This is a genomic window from Polaromonas sp. P5_D5, from assembly GCF_054049435.1.
In genome coordinates, this window is record NZ_JBFUMJ010000001.1 from 52,986 (window position 1) to 71,481 (window position 18,496).

The following is an 18,496-nucleotide window of genomic DNA, read 5'->3' on the forward strand; positions in this document are numbered from 1 at the left end:
CCTACGAAAGAACTACCCCATGGCACGCCTCGTCAAATGCATCAAACTCGGTAAAGAAGCCGAAGGCCTGGACTTTCCGCCCTATCCCGGCCCGCTGGGCAAGCGCCTTTGGGAAGAAGTCAGCAAGGAAGCCTGGGCGGAGTGGATGAAGCAGCAAACCATGCTGGTCAACGAAAACCGCCTGAACCTGGCCGATGCCCGCGCCCGCCAGTACCTGGCGCGCCAGATGGAAAAACACTTCTTCGGCGACGGCGCCGATGCCGTCCAAGGCTACGTTCCCCCGACTCAATAAGGCCCCCACGCTTGTCGCTTCGCGTACTGCGCTGCCCCCCGAGGGGGCCGCTGCGCCTGCGGCCCGGCAAAGCCGGTTCCGCGGCCCCGGCTGGCCTGAAACCGGGGACCACACGCCTGTCACTAACAATGAAACTTGCATTGGTCGGCCATGGCTGAGGTGATCGAGTGGCTGGACGACGGCACAGCCGGCGGCAGCCCCTACAGCCCGCGCTTTGGCGACCGCTACCGCAGCGAGCTGGGCGGCCTGGACCAGGCTAAAGAAGTCTTCCTCAAGGGCTGCGGCCTGCCCGAAGCCTGGGCTGGCCAGCCACAATGGACTGTTCTTGAAACCGGCTTCGGCCTGGGCCTGAATTTCCTCGTGACTTGGGCCGCCTGGAAGGCCGACCCACAGCGCCCTGGCCTGCTGCATTTCGTCTCGACGGAAGCCTTTCCGGCCAGCGCCGAAGACGTATTGCGCAGCGCCCGAACCCACCCTGAACTACTTCCCTTCGCCGAACAGCTGCAGCGCCAGCTGTGGGGCCTGCTGCCGGGCTTTCACCGGCTGGTGTTTGAAGGCGGCCAAGTCTTGCTGACGCTGTGCATCGGCGACGCCAAGGCCATGCTGCGCGAACAATCGTTTGAGGCAGATTCGGTCTACCTGGACGGTTTCAGCCCGCAGCGCAATCCGGACATCTGGGACGTGCACACCTTCAAGGCGGTGGCCCGCTGCTGCCGGCGCGGCACGCGAATCGCCACCTGGACGATTGCACGCAGCGTGCGCGACGCCTTGGCGCAATGCGGATTTGTGGTCAACAAGGTGCCGGGCATTCCGCCCAAACGCGACAACCTGCAGGGTGAGTTCAACCCGGCGTGGGAACCTAAAAAAGCGCAGCCCTCGCCCGCTCGCCGGCTGCCCGGGCGCTGCGTGGTGATTGGCGCCGGCCTGGCCGGCGCGGCTGTGGCGGCCAGCCTGGCGCGTCGCGGCTGGCAGGTCGTGGTGCTGGACGCAGCCGAAGAGCCCGCCACCGGGGCGTCCGGCCTGCCCGCCGGCTTGCTGGCGCCGCATGTCTCGCCCGACGACAACCCGCTCTCGCGCCTGTCGCGCCATGGCATTCGCGCCACGCTGCAGCAGGCCGAGGCAATGCTGCAGGCCGGCGACTGGGGCCGCACCGGCGTACTGGAGCATGCGGTGGAGCACCCGCGCAAACAGCCCGAGGCCTGGCAAACGGACTGGGCCGACGCCGCTGGGGACTGGACAGGGCCAGCCGACGCTGCCCAGCTCAGGCAATGCGGCCTGCCGCCGGATACGCCCGCGTTGTGGCATGCGCGGGCGGGCTGGATCCGGCCGGCCGCCCTGGTCGACGCCTGGCTGGCTGGGCCGGGTGTGCAATCGCACGGCCGATCAGTGGTGAGCCGCCTGAACCAGGCCTCGGGCCAGTGGCAGGTTCTGGATGCGCAGGGCCGGGAGTTGGCCCGCGCCGAACTCGTGGTGCTGGCGGCCGGTTATGCCAGCCTCGAACTGGCTGCCGGCGCCGCAACGAACAAGGCTGGTGACCTTGCACTGCAGGCCATCCGGGGCCAAGTGAGCTGGGGCCTGCATGAGCCCGGCGCGGCCAGCGCACTGCCGCCCTTTCCCGTGAACGGCCATGGCAGCCTGGTGCCCGCGGTGCCCCTGCCCAGCAAGGCCGGCGGCCTGGCCTGGGTCATGGGCTCCAGCTTTGAACGCGACAACACCCAGGCCGAAACGCGGCCCCAGGACGACCAGCACAATTTCAGCCGGCTGCAAACCCTGCTGCCGCAAACCGCCCGTGCACTGGCCGCACAGTTTGAGCCCGGGAAGGTTCAGTCCTGGGCGGGTGTGCGCTGTGCCACGCCCAGCCGCTTGCCCGCACTGGGCCCGCTGGAAGAAAGCCCGGGCCTGTGGGTGTGCAGCGGCATGGGCTCGCGCGGGCTGACGTTTGCCGCGCTTTGCGGGGAATTGCTGGCGGCGAAGCTGCACGCCGAACCTTTGCCGATTGAACAGCGGCTGGCGGAGGCGCTGATGCCGCAGCATGCCCTGCCCGCGCTGATCGTCAATATTTGAGATTTTTAAGCCAAACAGGGCTGAAACCAAGGGGGAACGGGCGCAAGCAGCTATCAAATAGATAGCATTCAGGGCGTAATGAGCGCCTTCACTCCACGCTGCGCAGCAGGCGTTTGAGCTTTCCGGGGTGCAGGGGTTTGCGCAGGCTGCCGCGCGCGCCGCCGAACCATCCGCGCACGGTGTCCAGCGGGGAGAGACGGTTGCCGGTCAAAATCAGATAGGCGATGGCAGGGCGCGATGCCTCCACCCGCTTGACCATTTCCCAGGGCTCAATGTCGGGGAGCTCCATGTCGAGAATCACCAGCTTGTAAAGATGCGTGTCAATCAGCTTGAGCGCTTCGGTGCCGGTGGTCGCCTCGTCTATCTTCACGAAACCGGCCATGGCCAGCCTGGCACGCAGGTAAAGACGCGCGTCGCGATCAGCATCCACCACCAACACTTGAGGGCGCTCCGGCAGGGGCTCCGGGGCTTCCAGCGGCGCCGGCGCGGTAGGCGCCTGCGAATCAAAGTCGAGATCGAGGTCCAGCAGCGCGGTGGATTCGGACAGCAGGTCGAGATCCAGGTCCTTCTCACCACGCGTTTTGCCCGGCGGCAGAGCCTGCGCGGCCTGCCGCCGTTCAGCGGCCAGCAATTCGTCCATGCCGTCAATCACGGCGGTCCACTGCAGCGGGCGTGGAATCACCAGGCGCGCCCTGGCCGGCGGGTTGTCGCCGATCCAGATCAGAGTGAAGTCGTCATTCGCGGGGTTGGCCAGCTCCAGCGCAGCTTCCCAGCTGTCGCCGTCAATCAGCGCCATCAAGGCCTCTTCGGGCGCGTCGGGCGTCCAGGGGGTGTAGGCGATAGGTCGTGTTTCGGAAATGCGAAACACCGCGTTCAGGGCATGACGCTCAACGTCATCAAACCCGAACACTTTTACAAAAACCCGCTTGACAGCCTCACCACCCGTATTCGTCATTGCGCCCGATTATGGGGGGATCGCCGGGGAGGCTTCAAGGAATTCAGCGCCTGCGTTGTCAAAACGTCACTTCATGGCCGCGGCGGGCCTGCGGGCCTTGACATACGCATCGCTTGGCAAATAGGCCTTGCCGTCGGCATAGCGCCATTGCACCATGGTGCCCTTGTGGCCGCGCAGGTCCAGCCTGCCCACATAGGCGCCCATGGTGGACTGGTGGTCAATGGCGCGGAATTCGGCGGGGCCGAAAGGCGTGGAGAATTTCAGGCCACGCAGCGCCACCACCAGCTTTTCGTTGTCGGTGGAATTGGCCCTGCGGATGGCGGCAAAAATCGCCTGCATGGTGGCGTAGCCCACCGCCGAACCGACTTTGGGATATTCATTGAAGCGGCGATAGTAGTTGGCGGCAAAGCTGGCATGCTCGCGGGAGTCGATCTGGTCCCACGGATAGCCGGTGACGATCCAGCCTTTCGGCGTATCGTCTTTCAGCGCATCCAGGTACTCGGGTTCCCCCGAAAGCATCGACACCACCGGCATACGGGAAAAAATGCCGCGCTGGTTGCCCTCACGAACCAGCCTGGCCAGGTCGGCGCCGAAAGTCGCGTTGAAGATCGCCTCGGGTTTTGCCTGCATGGCCGCCTGCAGCGTCGGGCCGGCTTCTATCTTGCCCAGGGCCGGCCACTGGTAACTCACAAACTCGACGTCCGGGCGCCTGGCTTTCAGCAACTCCTTGAATACAGTGACTGCGCTCTGGCCGTATTCGTAATTGGGGGCAATCGTGGCCCAGCGTTTGGCCGGCAACCTGGCTGCCTCTTCGACCAGCATGGCCGCCTGCATATAAGTACTAGGCCGCAGGCGGAAGGTGTAGCGGTTGCCTTGCTCCCAGACAATGGCGTCGGCCAGCGATTCGCTGGCGATAAACACCCGCCGGCTGGCCTGGGCATGGCCGGCCAGCGCCAGCCCGACGCTAGAGTAAAACCCTCCCGCCAGCACATCCACCCTTTCCTTTGAGGTCAGCTCGACGGCCTGGCGCAGGGCTTCTTCGGGTTTGCCGGCGTCATCGCGCGAGATGACTTCGATCTTGCGCCCCAGCAGACCACCAGCCACATTGATTTCCTCGACCGCAAGCTGCCAGCCTTGCCGGTAAGGCTGGGCGAACTGGGGAATGGCGGAGTAGCTGTTGATTTCGCCGATCTTGATGGGAGGCTTCGGGCTGCCCTGGGCGAGCGTCACCGCCGTGGCGCAGGCCAGAAACAAACCGCCCATCAGGGCGGACTTCATCAATTTCACGGGTTTTCTCCAAAAATGGGCAATTCGGTTCGTGCGGCAAGCCCAAAACCGGGCAGCTCATCCGAAAGAGCAGGGACTGTACCAGCGCTTTGTGACGGGTCGGCTGGTGAACGGCCAACCTGAATGCAAGCCTTATGCCGCCAACACGAAAAAACCGTTCGAAACCCGCATATTTATTGGCGAATAAGCTTATCTGCATAACGGCAGAACAAATGTGTAGTTTGTTTTTATAAGTCGCGCACTTACATTCTCCCGCTATGCATGAATTTGCCTTTGTATTTGCTGGTTTTGCCGTCGGCCTCGTCGTCGGTTTGACAGGGGTGGGCGGCGGCTCGCTGATGACGCCGCTGCTGATCTTCTTTTTCGGCGTCAAACCGCACCTGGCCATCGGTACCGACTTGCTGTTTGCCGCCTTTACCAAGATGGGCGGCACCGTCAGCCTGGCCCGCGCCCGTGTGGTCGACTGGAAAATCGTCGGGCAAACTGCAGCCGGCAGCATTCCGGCTGCCTTGGCGACCTTGTATATGTTGCAGCGCATGGGCCCCGCCAACCCGGCTACGCAAGCCATCATGACCACCACCCTCGGCCTGGCGTTACTGCTGACGGCCGGCGCCACGGCCTACAAGGTGCTGCGCGGCAAGGCCGCCCCGACCACCATCGCGCCCGAACTCATAGGCCAGGCCACGCGTGCGCGCCACTGGTCGCTGCCGCTGCTGTTTGGTGCGGTCATCGGCACGCTGGTCACTTTGACGTCAGTCGGCGCGGGCGCCATCGGCGTGATCGTGCTGATGCTGCTCTACCCCACCCTGCCGCTGCCGCGCATCGTGGCGGCCGACATCGCCCATGCCGTGCCCCTGACGCTGGTGGCCGGCCTGGGCCATGCCTCCATCGGTTCGGTAGACTGGCCTTTGCTCATCAAGCTGCTGGCAGGCTCCCTGCCCGGCATCTGGCTCGGTTCGCACCTGGTGCACAAAACGCCAGACCGCGTGATCCGCTCGCTGTTGTCCGTGCTGCTGGCCTATGCCGGCGTGAAACTGATTTCGATCTGACCCTCTCCTTATAAAAATCCCACGACGTTTGAATCCCGACAGCCATGTACCAATACACAGAATTTGACCGCGAGTTTGTCAAGGCCCGCGCCAACCAGTACCGTGACCAGCTGACCCGCTGGCAGGCAGGCCAGTTGCCTGAAGACGAATTTCGCCCCTTGCGCCTGCAAAACGGCTGGTATGTACAGCGCTATGCGCCCATGCTGCGCGTGGCGGTGCCTTATGGCGAGCTCTCCAGCGCGCAAGTGCGCGTGCTGGCCAAAATCGCCCGCGAGTACGACCAGCCCAACGCCGCGCTGTTCAACGAAGCCCAGTCCAAACAGGACAAGCTCGGCCCCGTGAACCTGAAAAACGGCCTGTCGGTCAGCTCCAAGCTGACCACCGGCTACGCCCACTTCACGACGCGCCAGAACATTCAGTACAACTGGATCCCGCTCGACAAATCCGCCGAGGTAATGGACCTGCTGGCCAGTGTCAGCATGCACGGCATCCAGACCAGCGGCAATTGCATCCGCAACATCACCAGCGACGAGCGCGCGGGCATCGCCGTCGACGAAATTGCCGACCCGCGTCCCTTCGGCGAAATCTTGCGCCAGTGGAGCACGCTGCACCCCGAGTTCGCCTTCCTGCCGCGCAAGTTCAAGATCGCCATCAGCGGCGCCCGCGAAGACCGCGCCGCCACCGCCTGGCACGACGTCGGCCTGCATCTGATCCGCAACGCCGAAGGCGAGCTGGGCTTCAAGGTGCTGGTGGGCGGCGGCATGGGCCGCACGCCGGTGATCGGCACGGTGATCCGCGAGTTCCTGCCCTGGAACCAGATCATGAATTACCTGGAAGCCGTGGTGCGCGTGTACAACCGCTATGGCCGCCGCGACAACATCTACAAAGCCCGCATCAAGATTCTGGTGAAAGCCGAAGGCCAGCGCTACATTGACGACGTCGAGGCCGAATACAAGCAGATCCTGGAACACGATGGCGCGCCGCACACCATCACGCAGGAAGAACTCGACCGCGTGACAGCCTGCTTTGTGCCGCCTGCGCTCAATTGCGACCGCAAGAGCGCCGATACAAAAATTGCCAACATCCTGCGCGCCGCCGCCGAAGACGACGTGGAGTTCGGCCGCTGGCTGCAGCGCAATGTGGCCCCGCACCAGAACCCCGACCTGCGCGCCGTGACGCTGTCGTTCAAGCGCCTGGGCCAGGCGCCCGGCGACGCGACGGCCGACCAGCTCGACATCGCCGCCGATCTGGCCGACCAGTTCAGCGCCGGTGAAGTGCGCGTCACGCACGACCAGAACCTGCTGCTGCCCTGGGTGCGTTGCGACGAGCTGCCCGAACTCTGGCGCGCCGCCCGCAAGGCCGGTTTTGCCAAGCCCAATATCCACCTGCTGACCGACATGATCGCCTGCCCCGGCGGTGATTTCTGCTCGCTGGCCAATGCGCGCTCCATCCCGATTGCCGAAGCCATCACCGAGCGCTACCAGGACATGGACGAGCTGCACGACCTGGGCGAGATCGACCTGCACATCAGCGGCTGCATCAACTCCTGCGGCCACCACCACAGCGGCCATATCGGCATCCTGGGCGTAGACAAGGACGGCCTTGAGTGGTACCAGGTGTCGTTGGGCGGCTCCGATGGTTCCACGCTGAGCGGCGCCTCGGTGCCTGGCAAGGTGGTGGGCCCTTCGTTCACCGGCGCCGAAGTGCCGGAAGTCATTGAAGCAGTGCTCGACACCTATCGCCAGCTGCGCGAAGACGGCGAAACGTTCATTGCGACTTTCCGCCGCGTCGGCATCGAACCCTACAAGGCCGCCGCCAAGAATGCGCGCTTTGCCCCCAACACCGTCGCGCACTGAACACTGGAAAGGAAATCACGATGAAATTACTGCCTTTCAGCGAACAAAGCGGCGCCGAACAACCCGGTACCCTGGTCCTTGCGAACGATGCCGATCCATTCGAGATCACACTCGACGGCATCGCGCGCATTGACCTGCACTTCCCGAAGTTCACCGATGGCCGCGCCTACAGCCAGGCCTTCCTGCTGCGCCGCCGCCGCGAGTTCAAGGGTGAAATCCGCGCCACCGGCGACGTACTGGTGGACCAGCTCGCCCAGATGGAGCGCAGCGGCTTTGACACTGCCGTGCTGCGTGCTGACCAGGACATGGCCGTTGCCCAACGTGTGTTGAGCAGCTACCCCGGCTACAAAGCAGGCAAATACCAGGGCGATGCGGTAGACGTGCAACCCCACTTCAAGGAGGCGGCTGCCGCCTGAACACCATGAGCCTCGACCTTGCAAAAATCAACGCAGAACTCGGCCACAACGCACAGGGCCTGGTGGGCTGGGCCGTGGGACTGGGCCGGCCTGCCATCGTCACCACCAATTTCCGCCCCTTCGAGGCGGTGATACTGCACATGGTGACGCGCGCCAATCCCCGCGTTCCCGTGGTCTGGATGGACAACGGCTACAACACCGAGGCCACTTACCAGTTCGCCGACGAAGTGACCAAGCTGCTCAAGCTGGACCTGCATATTTACCTGCCGCGCCGCTCCCGTGCGCACCGCGAGGCGGTGGAAGGCCTGACCCCGGCGCTGGACGATCCACGCCATGCTGCCTTCACCGAAGAAGTCAAACTCGAGCCATTTGCCCGCGCCCTGCGTGAAACCGCGCCCCAGGTCTGGTTCACGGCCTTGCGCGCCACCGACACCGCGGTACGCGCCCAGATGGACCCGGTCAGCGTCAACCCCGACGGACTGATCAAGGTCGCGCCGCTCCTGCACTGGTCGTCCAAGGACCTTTACCAGTACTGTGAGATCAACGGCCTGCCCAACAATTTTGACTATGTGGACCCCACCAAGGGCGAAGACAACCGCGAATGCGGCCTGCACCTTGCGCACTGACTGACCTATGAACGCCCGCACACCATCCCACCTGCTGCCAGCCGACCCGGCGATCTCCATCGCGCGGCTGTCCAACTCCCATCTCGATGCGCTGGAAGAGGAAACCATCTTCATCCTGCGCGAAGTAGCCGCCGCCTTTGAGCGCCCGGCCCTGCTGTTTTCGGGCGGCAAGGATTCGCTGGTGATGCTCAAGTGCGCGGAAAAGGCCTTCGGCGTGGGCCGCATCCCCTACCCGCTCCTGATGATCGACACCGGCCACAACTTCCACGAAGTGACCGACTTCCGTGACTTCCGCGCAAAAGAACTGGGCGCCGAGCTGATCGTGCGCAATGTCGAAGACTCGATGAAACGCGGCACGGTGCGCCTGGCCCACCCAGGCGAATCGCGCAATGTGCACCAGTCGGTCACGCTGCTTGAGGCGATTGACGAATTCCGCTTTGACGCCCTGATTGGCGGCGCGCGCCGCGACGAGGAAAAAGCCCGCGCCAAGGAGCGCATCTTTTCGCACCGCGACAGCTTCGGCCAATGGCAACCCAAGGCCCAGCGCCCTGAGCTCTGGACGCTGTTCAACACCCGGCTGCAGCCCGGCGAGCACTTCCGGGTGTTCCCGATCTCCAACTGGACCGAACTCGACGTGTGGCAGTACATCGAACGGGAGCAAATCGCACTGCCTTCGCTCTACTACGCGCACCAGCGCAAGGTGGTCGAACGCAAGGGCCTGCTGGTACCGGTGACGGACCTCACCCCGGCACGCGACGGGGAGCAGATCGTTGAAAAGACCGTGCGTTTCCGCACCGTCGGCGACATCACCTGCACCTGCCCGGTCGACAGCCCGGCCGCCACGGCCGCCGAGATCGTGATCGAAACGCTGGCCGCCGACGTGAGCGAGCGCGGCGCAACGCGCATGGACGACAAGACCTCCGACGCTTCGATGGAAAAGCGCAAGAAAGACGGGTATTTTTAGTTCTCCCCCGGACAGGCTTCGCCTGCTCCCCCCAGGGGGCGGCGCCTGCGGACCGGCACAGCCGGACCCGCGGCCCCCACTGATAAAGACCTTGCCACCATTTTTGAGACTGAGATGACCACAAGTACCCACACTACTGATTTGATAGCTGACGGCGCACAGCCAGAAACGGTTGCAGGCCAAAATGACCTGAAACCTGCGTTGAAATTCATCACCTGCGGTTCGGTCGACGACGGCAAAAGCACTCTGATCGGCCGCCTGCTGGTGGACAGCAAGGCCGTGCTGCAGGACCACCTGGCCGGCGTGCAGCGCCAGGGTGAAACCGACCTGGCATTGCTGACGGACGGCCTTTCGGCCGAGCGCGAGCAGGGCATCACCATTGACGTGGCCTACCGCTATTTCGCCACTGAAAGCCGCAAATTCATCATCGGCGATGCCCCTGGGCATGAGCAATACACCCGCAACATGGTGACGGCCGCCTCCAGTGCCGACGCCGCCGTCGTGCTGGTGGATGCGACCAAGCTCGACTGGAAAAACCCCGCGCTGGAGCTGCTGCAGCAAACCCGCCGCCATTCGCTGCTGGTCAACCTGCTGCGCGTGCCGTCCATCGTGTTCGCCGTGAACAAGCTCGACGCCGTGGAAGACCCAACGCTGGCTTTCAGGAACATTCAAGCAGCGCTGGCAACATTCGCCCGGGCCGCGAAAATCCCGGTGAAAGCGACCGTTCCCGTGTCTGCCCTCAAGGGCTTTAACGTGGTGGACGCCCAGCCCGGCTGGTGCGGTTATGAAGGCTTGTCGCTGCTGCAGTTGCTGGAACACCTGCCCGTCACGCCGGCCGAGACCACCGAAGCCTTTGCCTTCCCGGTGCAATGGGTTGAAAAGTTTTCGTCCTCATCCGATACCTCCCAGGGCCGGCGTGTCTTCTGGGGCCGCGTTGCCTCGGGCGGCGTACAGCCGGGCCAGAGCGTGACCATACTCCCCAGCGGCAAGACGGCCGTGGTGGCCCAGGTGCTGGACCATGCCCGCCAGCCCAAGGCCATCCTGGCCGGCCACAGTGCAGGCATCGTGCTGGACCGGGAAGTCGATGTGTCGCGCGGCGACTGGCTGCTGGCCACGGATACCTTTGAGCCCTCACGGGATATCTCGGCCACCGTGGCCTGGATGGACGATGAGCCGCTGGTCGCCGGGCGCATCTACTGGGCGCTGCACGGCCACCGCTGGGTCAAGGCCAAGGTCAAACGCATCGTTCACAAGCTCGATGTCAACACCCTCGCCGAAGAAGACGCCAGCGAGCTGCCGCCCAATGCCATCGGCCACATCGAGCTGAGCCTGCAGGAACCGCTGGCCACCCTGCCCTATGCCCGTTCGCGCATGCTGGGCTCGCTGGTCCTGGTGGACACCGCCTCAAACAAGACTTCAGGTGCCGTGCTGGTCCTTTGACCGGGATCCAAGCCCCGCGCCCTTCAACGACTTAACCCTGCTCACGGAATCCTCTTAAAATTGAGGGTTTCCACCGATTAGCCCCAAATAACATGACTCACATCGTCTCCGAATCGTGCATCCGCTGCAAATACACCGACTGTGTGGATGTCTGCCCCGTGGATTGCTTCCGGGAAGGCCCCAACATGCTGGTGATCGATCCGGACGAATGCATCGACTGCGCCGTCTGCATCCCCGAATGCCCGGTCAATGCCATCTACGCCGAGGAAGACGTGCCGGCCGACCAGGTGGCATTCATCCAGCTCAATGTGGAATTGAGCCGTGCCGCGGGCTGGAAAAGCATCACCAAGCGCAAGGATGCCCTGCCCGACGCCGAGGAATGGAAAGACAAGACGGGCAAACTGTCCGAATTGGTCCGCTAAGCCGGTTCATCCGGCCTGAAGCCACCGGCACCTCGCCCTCCCCGGGCCGCCACGCGCTTTGCAAAGCGCCCCAGGAACCATGGAACCTCAACTGAACCAAGAAGTGATCAATACCGCAGCGCAGCACGACGGTCCCATCGAAACCGATGCGGTGATTGTGGGCGCCGGGCCTGTCGGCCTGTTCCAGGTGTTTGAGTTGGGGCTGCTTGAGATCAAGGCCCATGTGATCGACTCGCTGGCCTACCCGGGCGGCCAATGCATTGAGCTTTACCCCGACAAGCCGATTTACGACATTCCGGCCGTGCCCGTGTGCACCGGCAAAGAGCTCACCGACAACCTGCTCAAGCAGATCGAGCCCTTTGGTGCGACCTTTCATTTCGGCCAGGAAGTCAGCGTGGTTGAAAAGCAGCAGGACGGCCGCTTCTTCGTCGAGACCTCCAAAGGCACGCGCTTTCTGACCAAAACGATTTTTATCGCGGCAGGTGTGGGTGCCTTCCAGCCCAAGCTGCTGCGCGTCGAAGGCCTGGAGAAGTTCGACGACAGCCAGCTGTTCTACCGCGTGAAAAGCCCGGCCGACTTTGCCGGAAAAAACCTGGTGATTGTGGGCGGCGGTGATTCGGCGCTTGACTGGACGCTGAACTTTGTCGCCGAAGGCCCGAACAAGGCCGAGAGCGTGATCCTGATTCACCGCCGCGACGGCTTCCAGGCGGCGCCTGCCAGCGTGGCCAAAATGCGCGAGCTTTGCGACGCCTACGAAATGCAGTTCATCGTGGGCCAGATCACCGGCTACGAAGAAAAAGAAGGCAAGTTGACCGGTGCCAAGGTCACGGGTTCCGACGGCGTCACGCGCGTGGTGCCGCTGGACGTGCTGCTGGTGTTCTTCGGCCTGTCACCCAAGCTGGGGCCGATCGCCAACTGGGGCCTGGACATCGAGCGCAAACAGCTCAAGGTGGATACCGAGAAGTTTTCCACCAATGTTCCGGGTATCTTTGCCGTGGGCGACATCAACACCTATCCCGGCAAGAAGAAGCTGATTCTGAGCGGCTTCCACGAGTGCGCGCTGGCAGCCTTTGGCGCGGCTCCCTTGATCTTCCCGGACAAGAAGATCCACCTCCAATACACCACGACCAGCCCGAAACTGCACAAGGTGCTGGGCGTTGAATCTCCGGTGTTTGACGACTGAGCCGAGCTGGCTCGCTTCCACCTGAAAGCCCGCCGCGTGCGGGCTTTTTGTTGCCTGTACGGCTTACGCAATAGGCCCGCCCGGAATCGCCCTACAATTTGGCTGGCGTCTACACAGGCGCTTTCGCTGGGGGTGTTGCTGCAATTCGTCGTGCGAGTTGCGGCGGCTGAGAAAGTCCCTTTGAACCTGATTTGAGGTAATCCTCGCGCAGGGAAGCATGTTCCGGATGCCCGCTGTTCTTGCGGGCTTCAAGCAGGCCGACCTGGCATCGATGATCGGAACTGCTGATGACCACGACTTCTACTTCTGCTGCCGCCGGCAACACCGCGCTTGCGCCGTTGCCCTCCAGCGACCGCCTGTTCGGCTGGAGCGACCATGCCGCACTGTGGCTCAGCCTCGGGGTGGGCCTGCTGGTCATGCAGATCGGCGCCTACCTGGTACCGGCCGTTGGCACCCAGACAGCCTTGACGGTAATCGTCTGCGGCTCGGTACTTGGCGCCGGCTTGCTGGCCTGGACGGCCAGGATCGGCTGCGACAGTGGGCTTTCCAGCGCCGGGCTGATGCATGCCACCTACGGCAGCAGCTTTGCGCGCCTGCCGGTGCTGCTCAACATTGTGCAGCTCATCGGCTGGACCACGTTTGAGCTTGTGGTGATGCGCGACGGAACAGTGGCTATTGCGCGCCAGTCCGGCAACTTTGCAGGTGCCTTCTGGCCGCTTCTGGCCACTTTGCTGTGGGGCGCGGTGCTGCTGGCGCTGCTGTCGGGCTCCATGGTCAAGCTGGTGCGCAAATTCATAGGCCGCTACGGCTTGCCACTGGTCATCGCCTCGTTGCTGTGGCTGAGCTGGCAATTCCTGGCCAAGGCCAATGCCCAGGGCCTGAGCGCGCTGTGGATGCGGCCAGGCGAAGGCGGCATGAGCACGCTGTCCGCACTCGACCTGGTGATCGCAATGCCGGTGTCGTGGTTACCCCTCGTGGCCGATTTCGCGCGCCATGGACGCGATGGCAAAGCCGCGCTGCGCGGCACCTGGATGGGCTACGCCGTCGCCAATATCTGGTGCTATGCGCTGGGCGTGCTGGTCGCCATCACCGCACCCAGCACCGACCTGGTCGCCGCATTGCTGCTGGCGCAAGGCGGCCTGATCGCGCTGGGGCTGATCCTGATCGACGAGGTCGACAACGCGTATGGCGATCTCTATTCGGGCTCGGTAGCCGGCCACAGCCTGAAACCTGCCTGGAGCGTGCGGCGCTGGGGCGTGGGGCTGGCACTGCTGTGCACCGCGCTGGCACTGGTGCTGCCCATGCACAGCCTGGAGCCTTTTTTGCTGATGCTCAGTTCGGTGTTTGTACCTTTGTATGGCGTGATCCTGGCACGGCTGGCCGGCACGGCCGATATCGCTTCGCTGGTAGCCGAACGCAAGGTGAACCCCAGCGCCGTCGCGATCTGGGTGCTGGGCATTGCCTGCTATCACCTGTGCGCCAAGTTCGCGCCGGATTGGGGAGCGGCTTTGCCAACACTGGTGCTGACCTTTGTGCTGGCACGCCTCACCCGCGCCGGAAATCCAAGCCCTAGCGCAGCAGCTTAAGCCGCATCGCGATGGGCGCGTGGCCGTGGTTCAGCGGTCCGCCACCGGCACCTGTACGCACCCGCGCACCGGCCTCCAGCGCCGCGCGCACATAGGCACGTGCGAGCTGCACGGCCTGCAGCAGTGGGTGCCCCAACGCCAGGTGCGCGGCAATCGCAGACGACAGCGTGCAACCGGTGCCGTGGGTATTGGGGCTGGGAATGCGAGGCCCGCGCATCCAGTGCAGTTCGCCACTTTGCGTGGCCAGTAAATCGCTGACCACATCGCCGGGCAAATGCCCGCCCTTGAGCAGCACGGCGCGGGCGCCCTGCGTCAGCAACTCCTGTGCGGCGGCCTGCATGGCCTGCTCATCGCCCAGCGGGCGGCCCACCAACAGCGAAGCTTCGTCGAGATTTGGGGTGACCACCATGGCACGCGGAAACAGCTCCCGCACCAGTACCGCAATGGCCGGGTTGTCGATCAGCACCGCGCCGCTGGTGGCGACCATGACAGGGTCCAGCACCACATTCTGCAACGCATGCCGGTCAATCGCCTCGGCCACGGTCTGTACGATGTCGGGCGCGTGCAGCATGCCGATCTTCACCGCATCCGTACCTATGTCTTCGATGACAGCGTCGATCTGGTCGCGCAGCATCTGCGGCGGCACGCCGTGGATGGCGCGAACACCGCGCGTGTTCTGGGCCGTCAGCGCGGTGATGGCCGTCATGCCGTAGCAGCCCAGCGCGGCGAAGGTCTTGAGGTCAGCCTGGATGCCGGCCCCACCACCGCTGTCGGACCCTGCAATGCTCAACACGCGAGGGTATTCGTGGTCAAAGGTGGTTTCAGTCACGAGTGCAGTCATTCGTTTTCGTAGCCCTAAGGTACACCCACAAAATTAAACAGCGGTGCCACTAGCGGCAAAATGCCCGGACATCATTTTGGGCAACGTCACGATCATATTTGTCCGTGGGTTGCCCATTGCGGTGCCTTACAGCGCCGCTAAGGACGTCCCGAGCCAGCGCGCAGCGTGACGCATCGGTGCCATCTTCTTTTCCCCCGGAGAGCGATTTAGGCGGTTTTGGCGTGGGCGGGCTGTCAGCCTCCTTCTCCGGCACCAGGCGTGGTGGCGTTTGCTTGTTTTGTCCGCGCAAGTATTCGGCTGATGGTTTGGCTATTGGAGACGGTGCTGGCTGAGGCGGCAGCTTCACTTCATCCGCCCTGGCCGCTCCCGCATCATCCTTTCGCGAAGAATAGTGCGTCTGCCCCTTCGCATCTACCCACTTATAGACTTGCGCATGGCTGGCTGACACAAATAGCAAAGGCACCAGAAAGGCGCCGAATACCCGCTGCTTGATGTTGGAGCTTTGCATGTTGTCCATGGTCCGGAAGTGATCAACTTTGAACTGGACAGGCGGATATAGTTGATCCGGTCCTGCTCGTTGGCTTGCGTGTCCGAAGATTTTCATGATCACGATGGTACTAGGTACCTACCCGGCGATTGATCACTCCGCGGCAGAACACGAGGCTGGAAATTACATTCGCAACGCCTGAAAAGACAAAAGGCCCGCACTTGCGTGCAGGCCCTTGAATTTATTGGCTCCTCAACCTGGGCTCGAACCAGGGACCTACGGATTAACAGTCCGGCGCTCTACCAACTGAGCTATTGAGGAATACAGCCTTAGATTATAGCGTCAATTTTCTGGCTTTTTGAGCTCGCGGCATTCTGCCAATGCCGTTTCTGCTGAATGGCGAGCGGCCGGCCCCGCACGGGCAAAAAGCACAAAGCCCTATTGGCCCCTGACCCTTGTTTGATATGCGCAAGCAGCTATCAAATCAATAGCATCTCTATGAATCACTGATCTCGGCAACGCGTTGGCCATGTCGCGGTAGCCTGCTCGGCTACCATTTGCGCATGTCCTTCACGGCCCACTGTTTTAATGGCTTTATGACTGTCCATTTTTAAACCATGGGTAAACTCCCGCGCCCCGTGCCCTGGCTTGCCGCCGGCGAAAACTTTCCCTCGCTGGATACCGCGTGGGGACCTCATGACCCGGCACCCGGTTTGCTGGCGGCTGGTGCAGCGCTGGATGTGCCGACCCTGGTCCATGCGTATTCGCAGGGCATTTTCCCCTGGTACAGCCTCGGCCAGCCCGTGCTCTGGTGGAGCCCTGACCCTCGCATGGTGCTGCAGACTCGCCACTTCAAGCTGCACCGGTCGCTGCGCAAAACGGTAGTTCGTTTTCAGGAACAGCCTCGCTGCGAAATCAGGTTCGACAGCGCCTTTGAGCGCGTCATCGACGCCTGCGCCAGCAAGCCGCGTTCCGGCCAACCCGGTACCTGGATTGTTCCTGACATGGTGCAGGCCTATACCGCTCTTCATGAGGCAGGCCATGCGCACAGCGTGGAGACCTGGATCGACGGCGAGCTGGCGGGTGGCCTGTATTGTGTGAATCTGGGCCGCATGGTGTTTGGCGAATCGATGTTTGCGCACCAGACCGATGCATCCAAAATCGCGCTGGCGGCACTGGTGGCTTTTTGCCGTGAACATCACATCACCATGATTGATTGCCAGCAAAATACCCATCACCTGGCGTCCCTGGGCGCGGGGGAAATCAGCCGGGCGGAATTTGTTGCCCACCTCGGGCAAAGCGTGGGTAAAACGGGACCCGGCTGGCGCTTTGAGCCCGTATACTGGAATCAGATACTGACGACGGGAACGAAGGGAACCCTGGACCTACCGTGACACATCTCAAAGACCTGCCACTGCAAACCTTGCAGTTCTACGCAACGGCGCCCTACCCGTGCAGCTATCTGCCGGGCAAGCAGGCCCGCTCGCAGGTTGCCACACCCAGCCACCTCATCCACAACGACGCTTATTCGGACCTGGTGACCAACGGCTTCCGGCGCAGCGGCATGTTCACCTACCGCCCCTACTGTGATGGGTGCCAGGCCTGCGTCCCGCTACGGGTGCCTGTTGGCAGCTTCAGCCCGAACAGCAGCCAGCGCCGCGCCTGGAAGCGGCACCAGACGCTGCAGGCCCGCATCCTCAAGCTCTGCTTCATGCCGGAGCACTACCAGCTCTATCTGCGTTACCAGAACGGCCGTCACGCAGGCGGCGGCATGGACCATGACAGCATTGACCAGTACACACAGTTTCTCCTGCAAAGCCGAGTGAATTCGCGCCTGGTTGAGTTTCGTGAAAGCCTGCCTGACGGCGAACCGGGCGCCCTGAAGATGGTGTCCATCCTTGATGTGCTGGAAGACGGCATTTCCGCGGTCTATACGTTTTATGAGCCGGATGGCCGCGCAAGCTACGGCAACTACAGCGTGCTGTGGCAGATCGAGCAGGCCCGGCGCCTCGATTTACCCTATGTGTACCTGGGCTACTGGATCGCGGAAAGCCCAAAAATGAATTACAAGGCCGGATTCAGGCCCAACGAAGTGCTGATCGACGGGCAGTGGGTGCTTTCCGCAGAGCCTGCGGTGGAAAATACAGGCAGGTCATCCGACCAGGCATAGGTATAGGCCAACCAGGCACCCCATCCAGCGCATCGGGATTTCACAGGGTAAAATTTGCAGCAGAAAGCCTGCAAATGAAAAAGCCCGACTCAGCCCTTCCCGCCACGCCGACCGTTCAGGTCATTGAAAGGATGTTCACGCTGCTCGAAATCCTGGCGAACCGCGAGGAAGCGCTTTCGCTCAAGGAAATCAGCGAGAAGTCGGGGCTCCACCCCTCTACCGCACATCGCATCCTGAACGATCTGGCCACGGGCCGTTTTGTGGATCGCCCCGCAGCGGGCAGCTACCGGCTGGGCATGCGACTGCTGGAGCTGGGCAACCTCGTCAAGGCCCGTCTGGACGTCCGCGACGCTGCGCTGCTGCCCATGCGCGAGTTGCACAAGCTCACACAGCAACCGGTCAACCTGAGCATGCGCCAAGGCGATGAAATCGTGTACGTGGAGCGAGCCTACAGTGAACGCTCCGGCATGCAGGTGGTGCGGGCCATCGGGGGTCGTGCGCCGCTGCATTTGACGTCTGTGGGCAAACTGTTCCTCGCGTTTGACGACCCGCAGCGCCTGCGGACCTACGCGACGCGCACCGGCCTGCCGGGGCAGACACGCAACAGCATCACGCAGCTGCCAATTCTGGAACGCGAGCTTTCCAAAGCGCGCCAATACGGCATCGCACGCGACAACGAAGAACTGGAGCTGGGAGTGCGCTGCATGGCTGCAGGTATTTACGATGACCAGAACCAGCTGGTAGCGGGCTTGTCGATTTCGGCCCCGGCAGACCGGCTGGACGAACACTGGCTGCCCAAGCTGCAGGCGACTGCGAATGAGATTTCAGCCGCACTGGGCTACAAACCCAAGTAAAAAT

The 18,496-nt window shown here is 62.9% G+C and carries 18 protein-coding genes and 1 tRNA gene; 14 read left to right on the forward strand and 5 right to left on the reverse strand.

Features of this window, described 5'->3' with window-relative positions:
- The first annotated feature begins 19 nt into the window (after nucleotides 1–19).
- Nucleotides 20–292 (forward strand): oxidative damage protection protein, encoded by a 273-nt coding sequence (locus tag ACXJKE_RS00285; protein WP_457278585.1) that lies wholly within the window; start codon nucleotides 20–22, stop codon nucleotides 290–292.
- A 150-nt stretch (nucleotides 293–442) separates the two neighbouring features.
- Nucleotides 443–2,356 carry an FAD-dependent 5-carboxymethylaminomethyl-2-thiouridine(34) oxidoreductase MnmC gene (gene mnmC, locus ACXJKE_RS00290; RefSeq protein WP_457278586.1) on the forward strand — a complete coding sequence of 638 codons (1,914 nt, stop codon included), beginning with the start codon at nucleotides 443–445 and terminating at the stop codon, nucleotides 2,354–2,356.
- Between the two features lie 88 nt (nucleotides 2,357–2,444).
- On the opposite strand, the gene ACXJKE_RS00295 is transcribed toward mnmC, so the two are convergent.
- Nucleotides 2,445–3,311: a response regulator transcription factor gene (locus ACXJKE_RS00295; protein ID WP_457278587.1), complete on the reverse strand. Its 867-nt coding sequence runs from the start codon at nucleotides 3,309–3,311 to the stop codon at nucleotides 2,445–2,447.
- Nucleotides 3,312–3,377: 66 nt separating this feature from the next.
- Nucleotides 3,378–4,589: an ABC transporter substrate-binding protein gene (locus tag ACXJKE_RS00300; RefSeq protein WP_457279760.1), complete on the reverse strand. Its 1,212-nt coding sequence runs from the start codon at nucleotides 4,587–4,589 to the stop codon at nucleotides 3,378–3,380.
- A 266-nt stretch (nucleotides 4,590–4,855) separates the two neighbouring features.
- Here ACXJKE_RS00300 and ACXJKE_RS00305 point away from each other — a divergent pair, with 266 nt between their 5' ends.
- The 9 genes from ACXJKE_RS00305 to ACXJKE_RS00345 all read left to right on the forward strand — a co-directional run bounded on the left by ACXJKE_RS00305 (nucleotide 4,856) and on the right by ACXJKE_RS00345 (nucleotide 14,140).
- A complete protein-coding gene (locus ACXJKE_RS00305) occupies nucleotides 4,856–5,647 on the forward strand; it encodes a sulfite exporter TauE/SafE family protein (RefSeq protein WP_457278588.1) in 792 nt (263 codons plus the stop codon).
- Between the two features lie 44 nt (nucleotides 5,648–5,691).
- Nucleotides 5,692–7,503, forward strand: coding sequence for a nitrite/sulfite reductase (locus ACXJKE_RS00310; RefSeq protein ID WP_457278589.1), 1,812 nt, complete (start codon nucleotides 5,692–5,694; stop codon nucleotides 7,501–7,503).
- A gap of 20 nt (nucleotides 7,504–7,523) precedes the next feature.
- Complete coding sequence (locus ACXJKE_RS00315) at nucleotides 7,524–7,919, forward strand: DUF934 domain-containing protein (RefSeq protein ID WP_457278590.1); 396 nt, start codon at nucleotides 7,524–7,526, stop codon at nucleotides 7,917–7,919.
- Nucleotides 7,920–7,924: 5 nt separating this feature from the next.
- Nucleotides 7,925–8,545, forward strand: a complete 621-nt coding sequence (locus tag ACXJKE_RS00320) for a phosphoadenosine phosphosulfate reductase domain-containing protein (RefSeq protein ID WP_457278591.1) — start codon at nucleotides 7,925–7,927, stop codon at nucleotides 8,543–8,545.
- 7 nt (nucleotides 8,546–8,552) lie between these two features.
- Nucleotides 8,553–9,509: a sulfate adenylyltransferase subunit CysD gene (cysD, locus tag ACXJKE_RS00325; RefSeq protein ID WP_457278592.1), complete on the forward strand. Its 957-nt coding sequence runs from the start codon at nucleotides 8,553–8,555 to the stop codon at nucleotides 9,507–9,509.
- A 114-nt stretch (nucleotides 9,510–9,623) separates the two neighbouring features.
- Nucleotides 9,624–10,949 (forward strand): sulfate adenylyltransferase subunit 1, encoded by a 1,326-nt coding sequence (locus ACXJKE_RS00330; RefSeq protein ID WP_457278593.1) that lies wholly within the window; start codon nucleotides 9,624–9,626, stop codon nucleotides 10,947–10,949.
- Nucleotides 10,950–11,041: 92 nt separating this feature from the next.
- Entirely contained in the window at nucleotides 11,042–11,371 is a 330-nt protein-coding gene (gene fdxA, locus ACXJKE_RS00335) for a ferredoxin FdxA (protein WP_457278594.1), read from the forward strand.
- A gap of 79 nt (nucleotides 11,372–11,450) precedes the next feature.
- Nucleotides 11,451–12,554, forward strand: a complete 1,104-nt coding sequence (locus tag ACXJKE_RS00340; RefSeq protein WP_457278595.1) for an NAD(P)/FAD-dependent oxidoreductase — start codon at nucleotides 11,451–11,453, stop codon at nucleotides 12,552–12,554.
- Between the two features lie 287 nt (nucleotides 12,555–12,841).
- Nucleotides 12,842–14,140, forward strand: a complete 1,299-nt coding sequence (locus ACXJKE_RS00345) for a purine-cytosine permease family protein (protein ID WP_457278596.1) — start codon at nucleotides 12,842–12,844, stop codon at nucleotides 14,138–14,140.
- Here ACXJKE_RS00345 and thiD read toward each other — a convergent pair.
- The 3 genes from thiD to ACXJKE_RS00360 all read right to left on the reverse strand — a co-directional run bounded on the left by thiD (nucleotide 14,124) and on the right by ACXJKE_RS00360 (nucleotide 15,789).
- Nucleotides 14,124–14,981, reverse strand: coding sequence for a bifunctional hydroxymethylpyrimidine kinase/phosphomethylpyrimidine kinase (gene thiD / locus ACXJKE_RS00350; RefSeq protein ID WP_457278597.1), 858 nt, complete (start codon nucleotides 14,979–14,981; stop codon nucleotides 14,124–14,126). The two genes, ACXJKE_RS00345 and thiD, sit on opposite strands and share 17 nt — an antisense overlap.
- Before the next feature lie 49 nt (nucleotides 14,982–15,030).
- Nucleotides 15,031–15,585: a DUF4124 domain-containing protein gene (locus ACXJKE_RS00355; RefSeq protein ID WP_457278598.1), complete on the reverse strand. Its 555-nt coding sequence runs from the start codon at nucleotides 15,583–15,585 to the stop codon at nucleotides 15,031–15,033.
- Nucleotides 15,586–15,713: 128 nt separating this feature from the next.
- Nucleotides 15,714–15,789, reverse strand: a tRNA-Asn gene (locus tag ACXJKE_RS00360).
- Nucleotides 15,790–16,085: 296 nt separating this feature from the next.
- Here ACXJKE_RS00360 and aat point away from each other — a divergent pair.
- The 3 genes from aat (at nucleotide 16,086) to ACXJKE_RS00375 (ending at nucleotide 18,492) form a co-directional block, all read left to right on the forward strand.
- Nucleotides 16,086–16,862, forward strand: coding sequence for a leucyl/phenylalanyl-tRNA--protein transferase (aat, locus tag ACXJKE_RS00365; protein ID WP_457278599.1), 777 nt, complete (start codon nucleotides 16,086–16,088; stop codon nucleotides 16,860–16,862).
- Nucleotides 16,859–17,638 carry an arginyltransferase gene (locus ACXJKE_RS00370; protein WP_457278600.1) on the forward strand — a complete coding sequence of 260 codons (780 nt, stop codon included), beginning with the start codon at nucleotides 16,859–16,861 and terminating at the stop codon, nucleotides 17,636–17,638. The genes aat and ACXJKE_RS00370 overlap by 4 nt, the downstream gene beginning before the upstream one ends.
- A 74-nt stretch (nucleotides 17,639–17,712) precedes the next feature.
- Nucleotides 17,713–18,492: an IclR family transcriptional regulator gene (locus tag ACXJKE_RS00375; protein ID WP_457278601.1), complete on the forward strand. Its 780-nt coding sequence runs from the start codon at nucleotides 17,713–17,715 to the stop codon at nucleotides 18,490–18,492.
- Nucleotides 18,493–18,496: the final 4 nt, after the last annotated feature.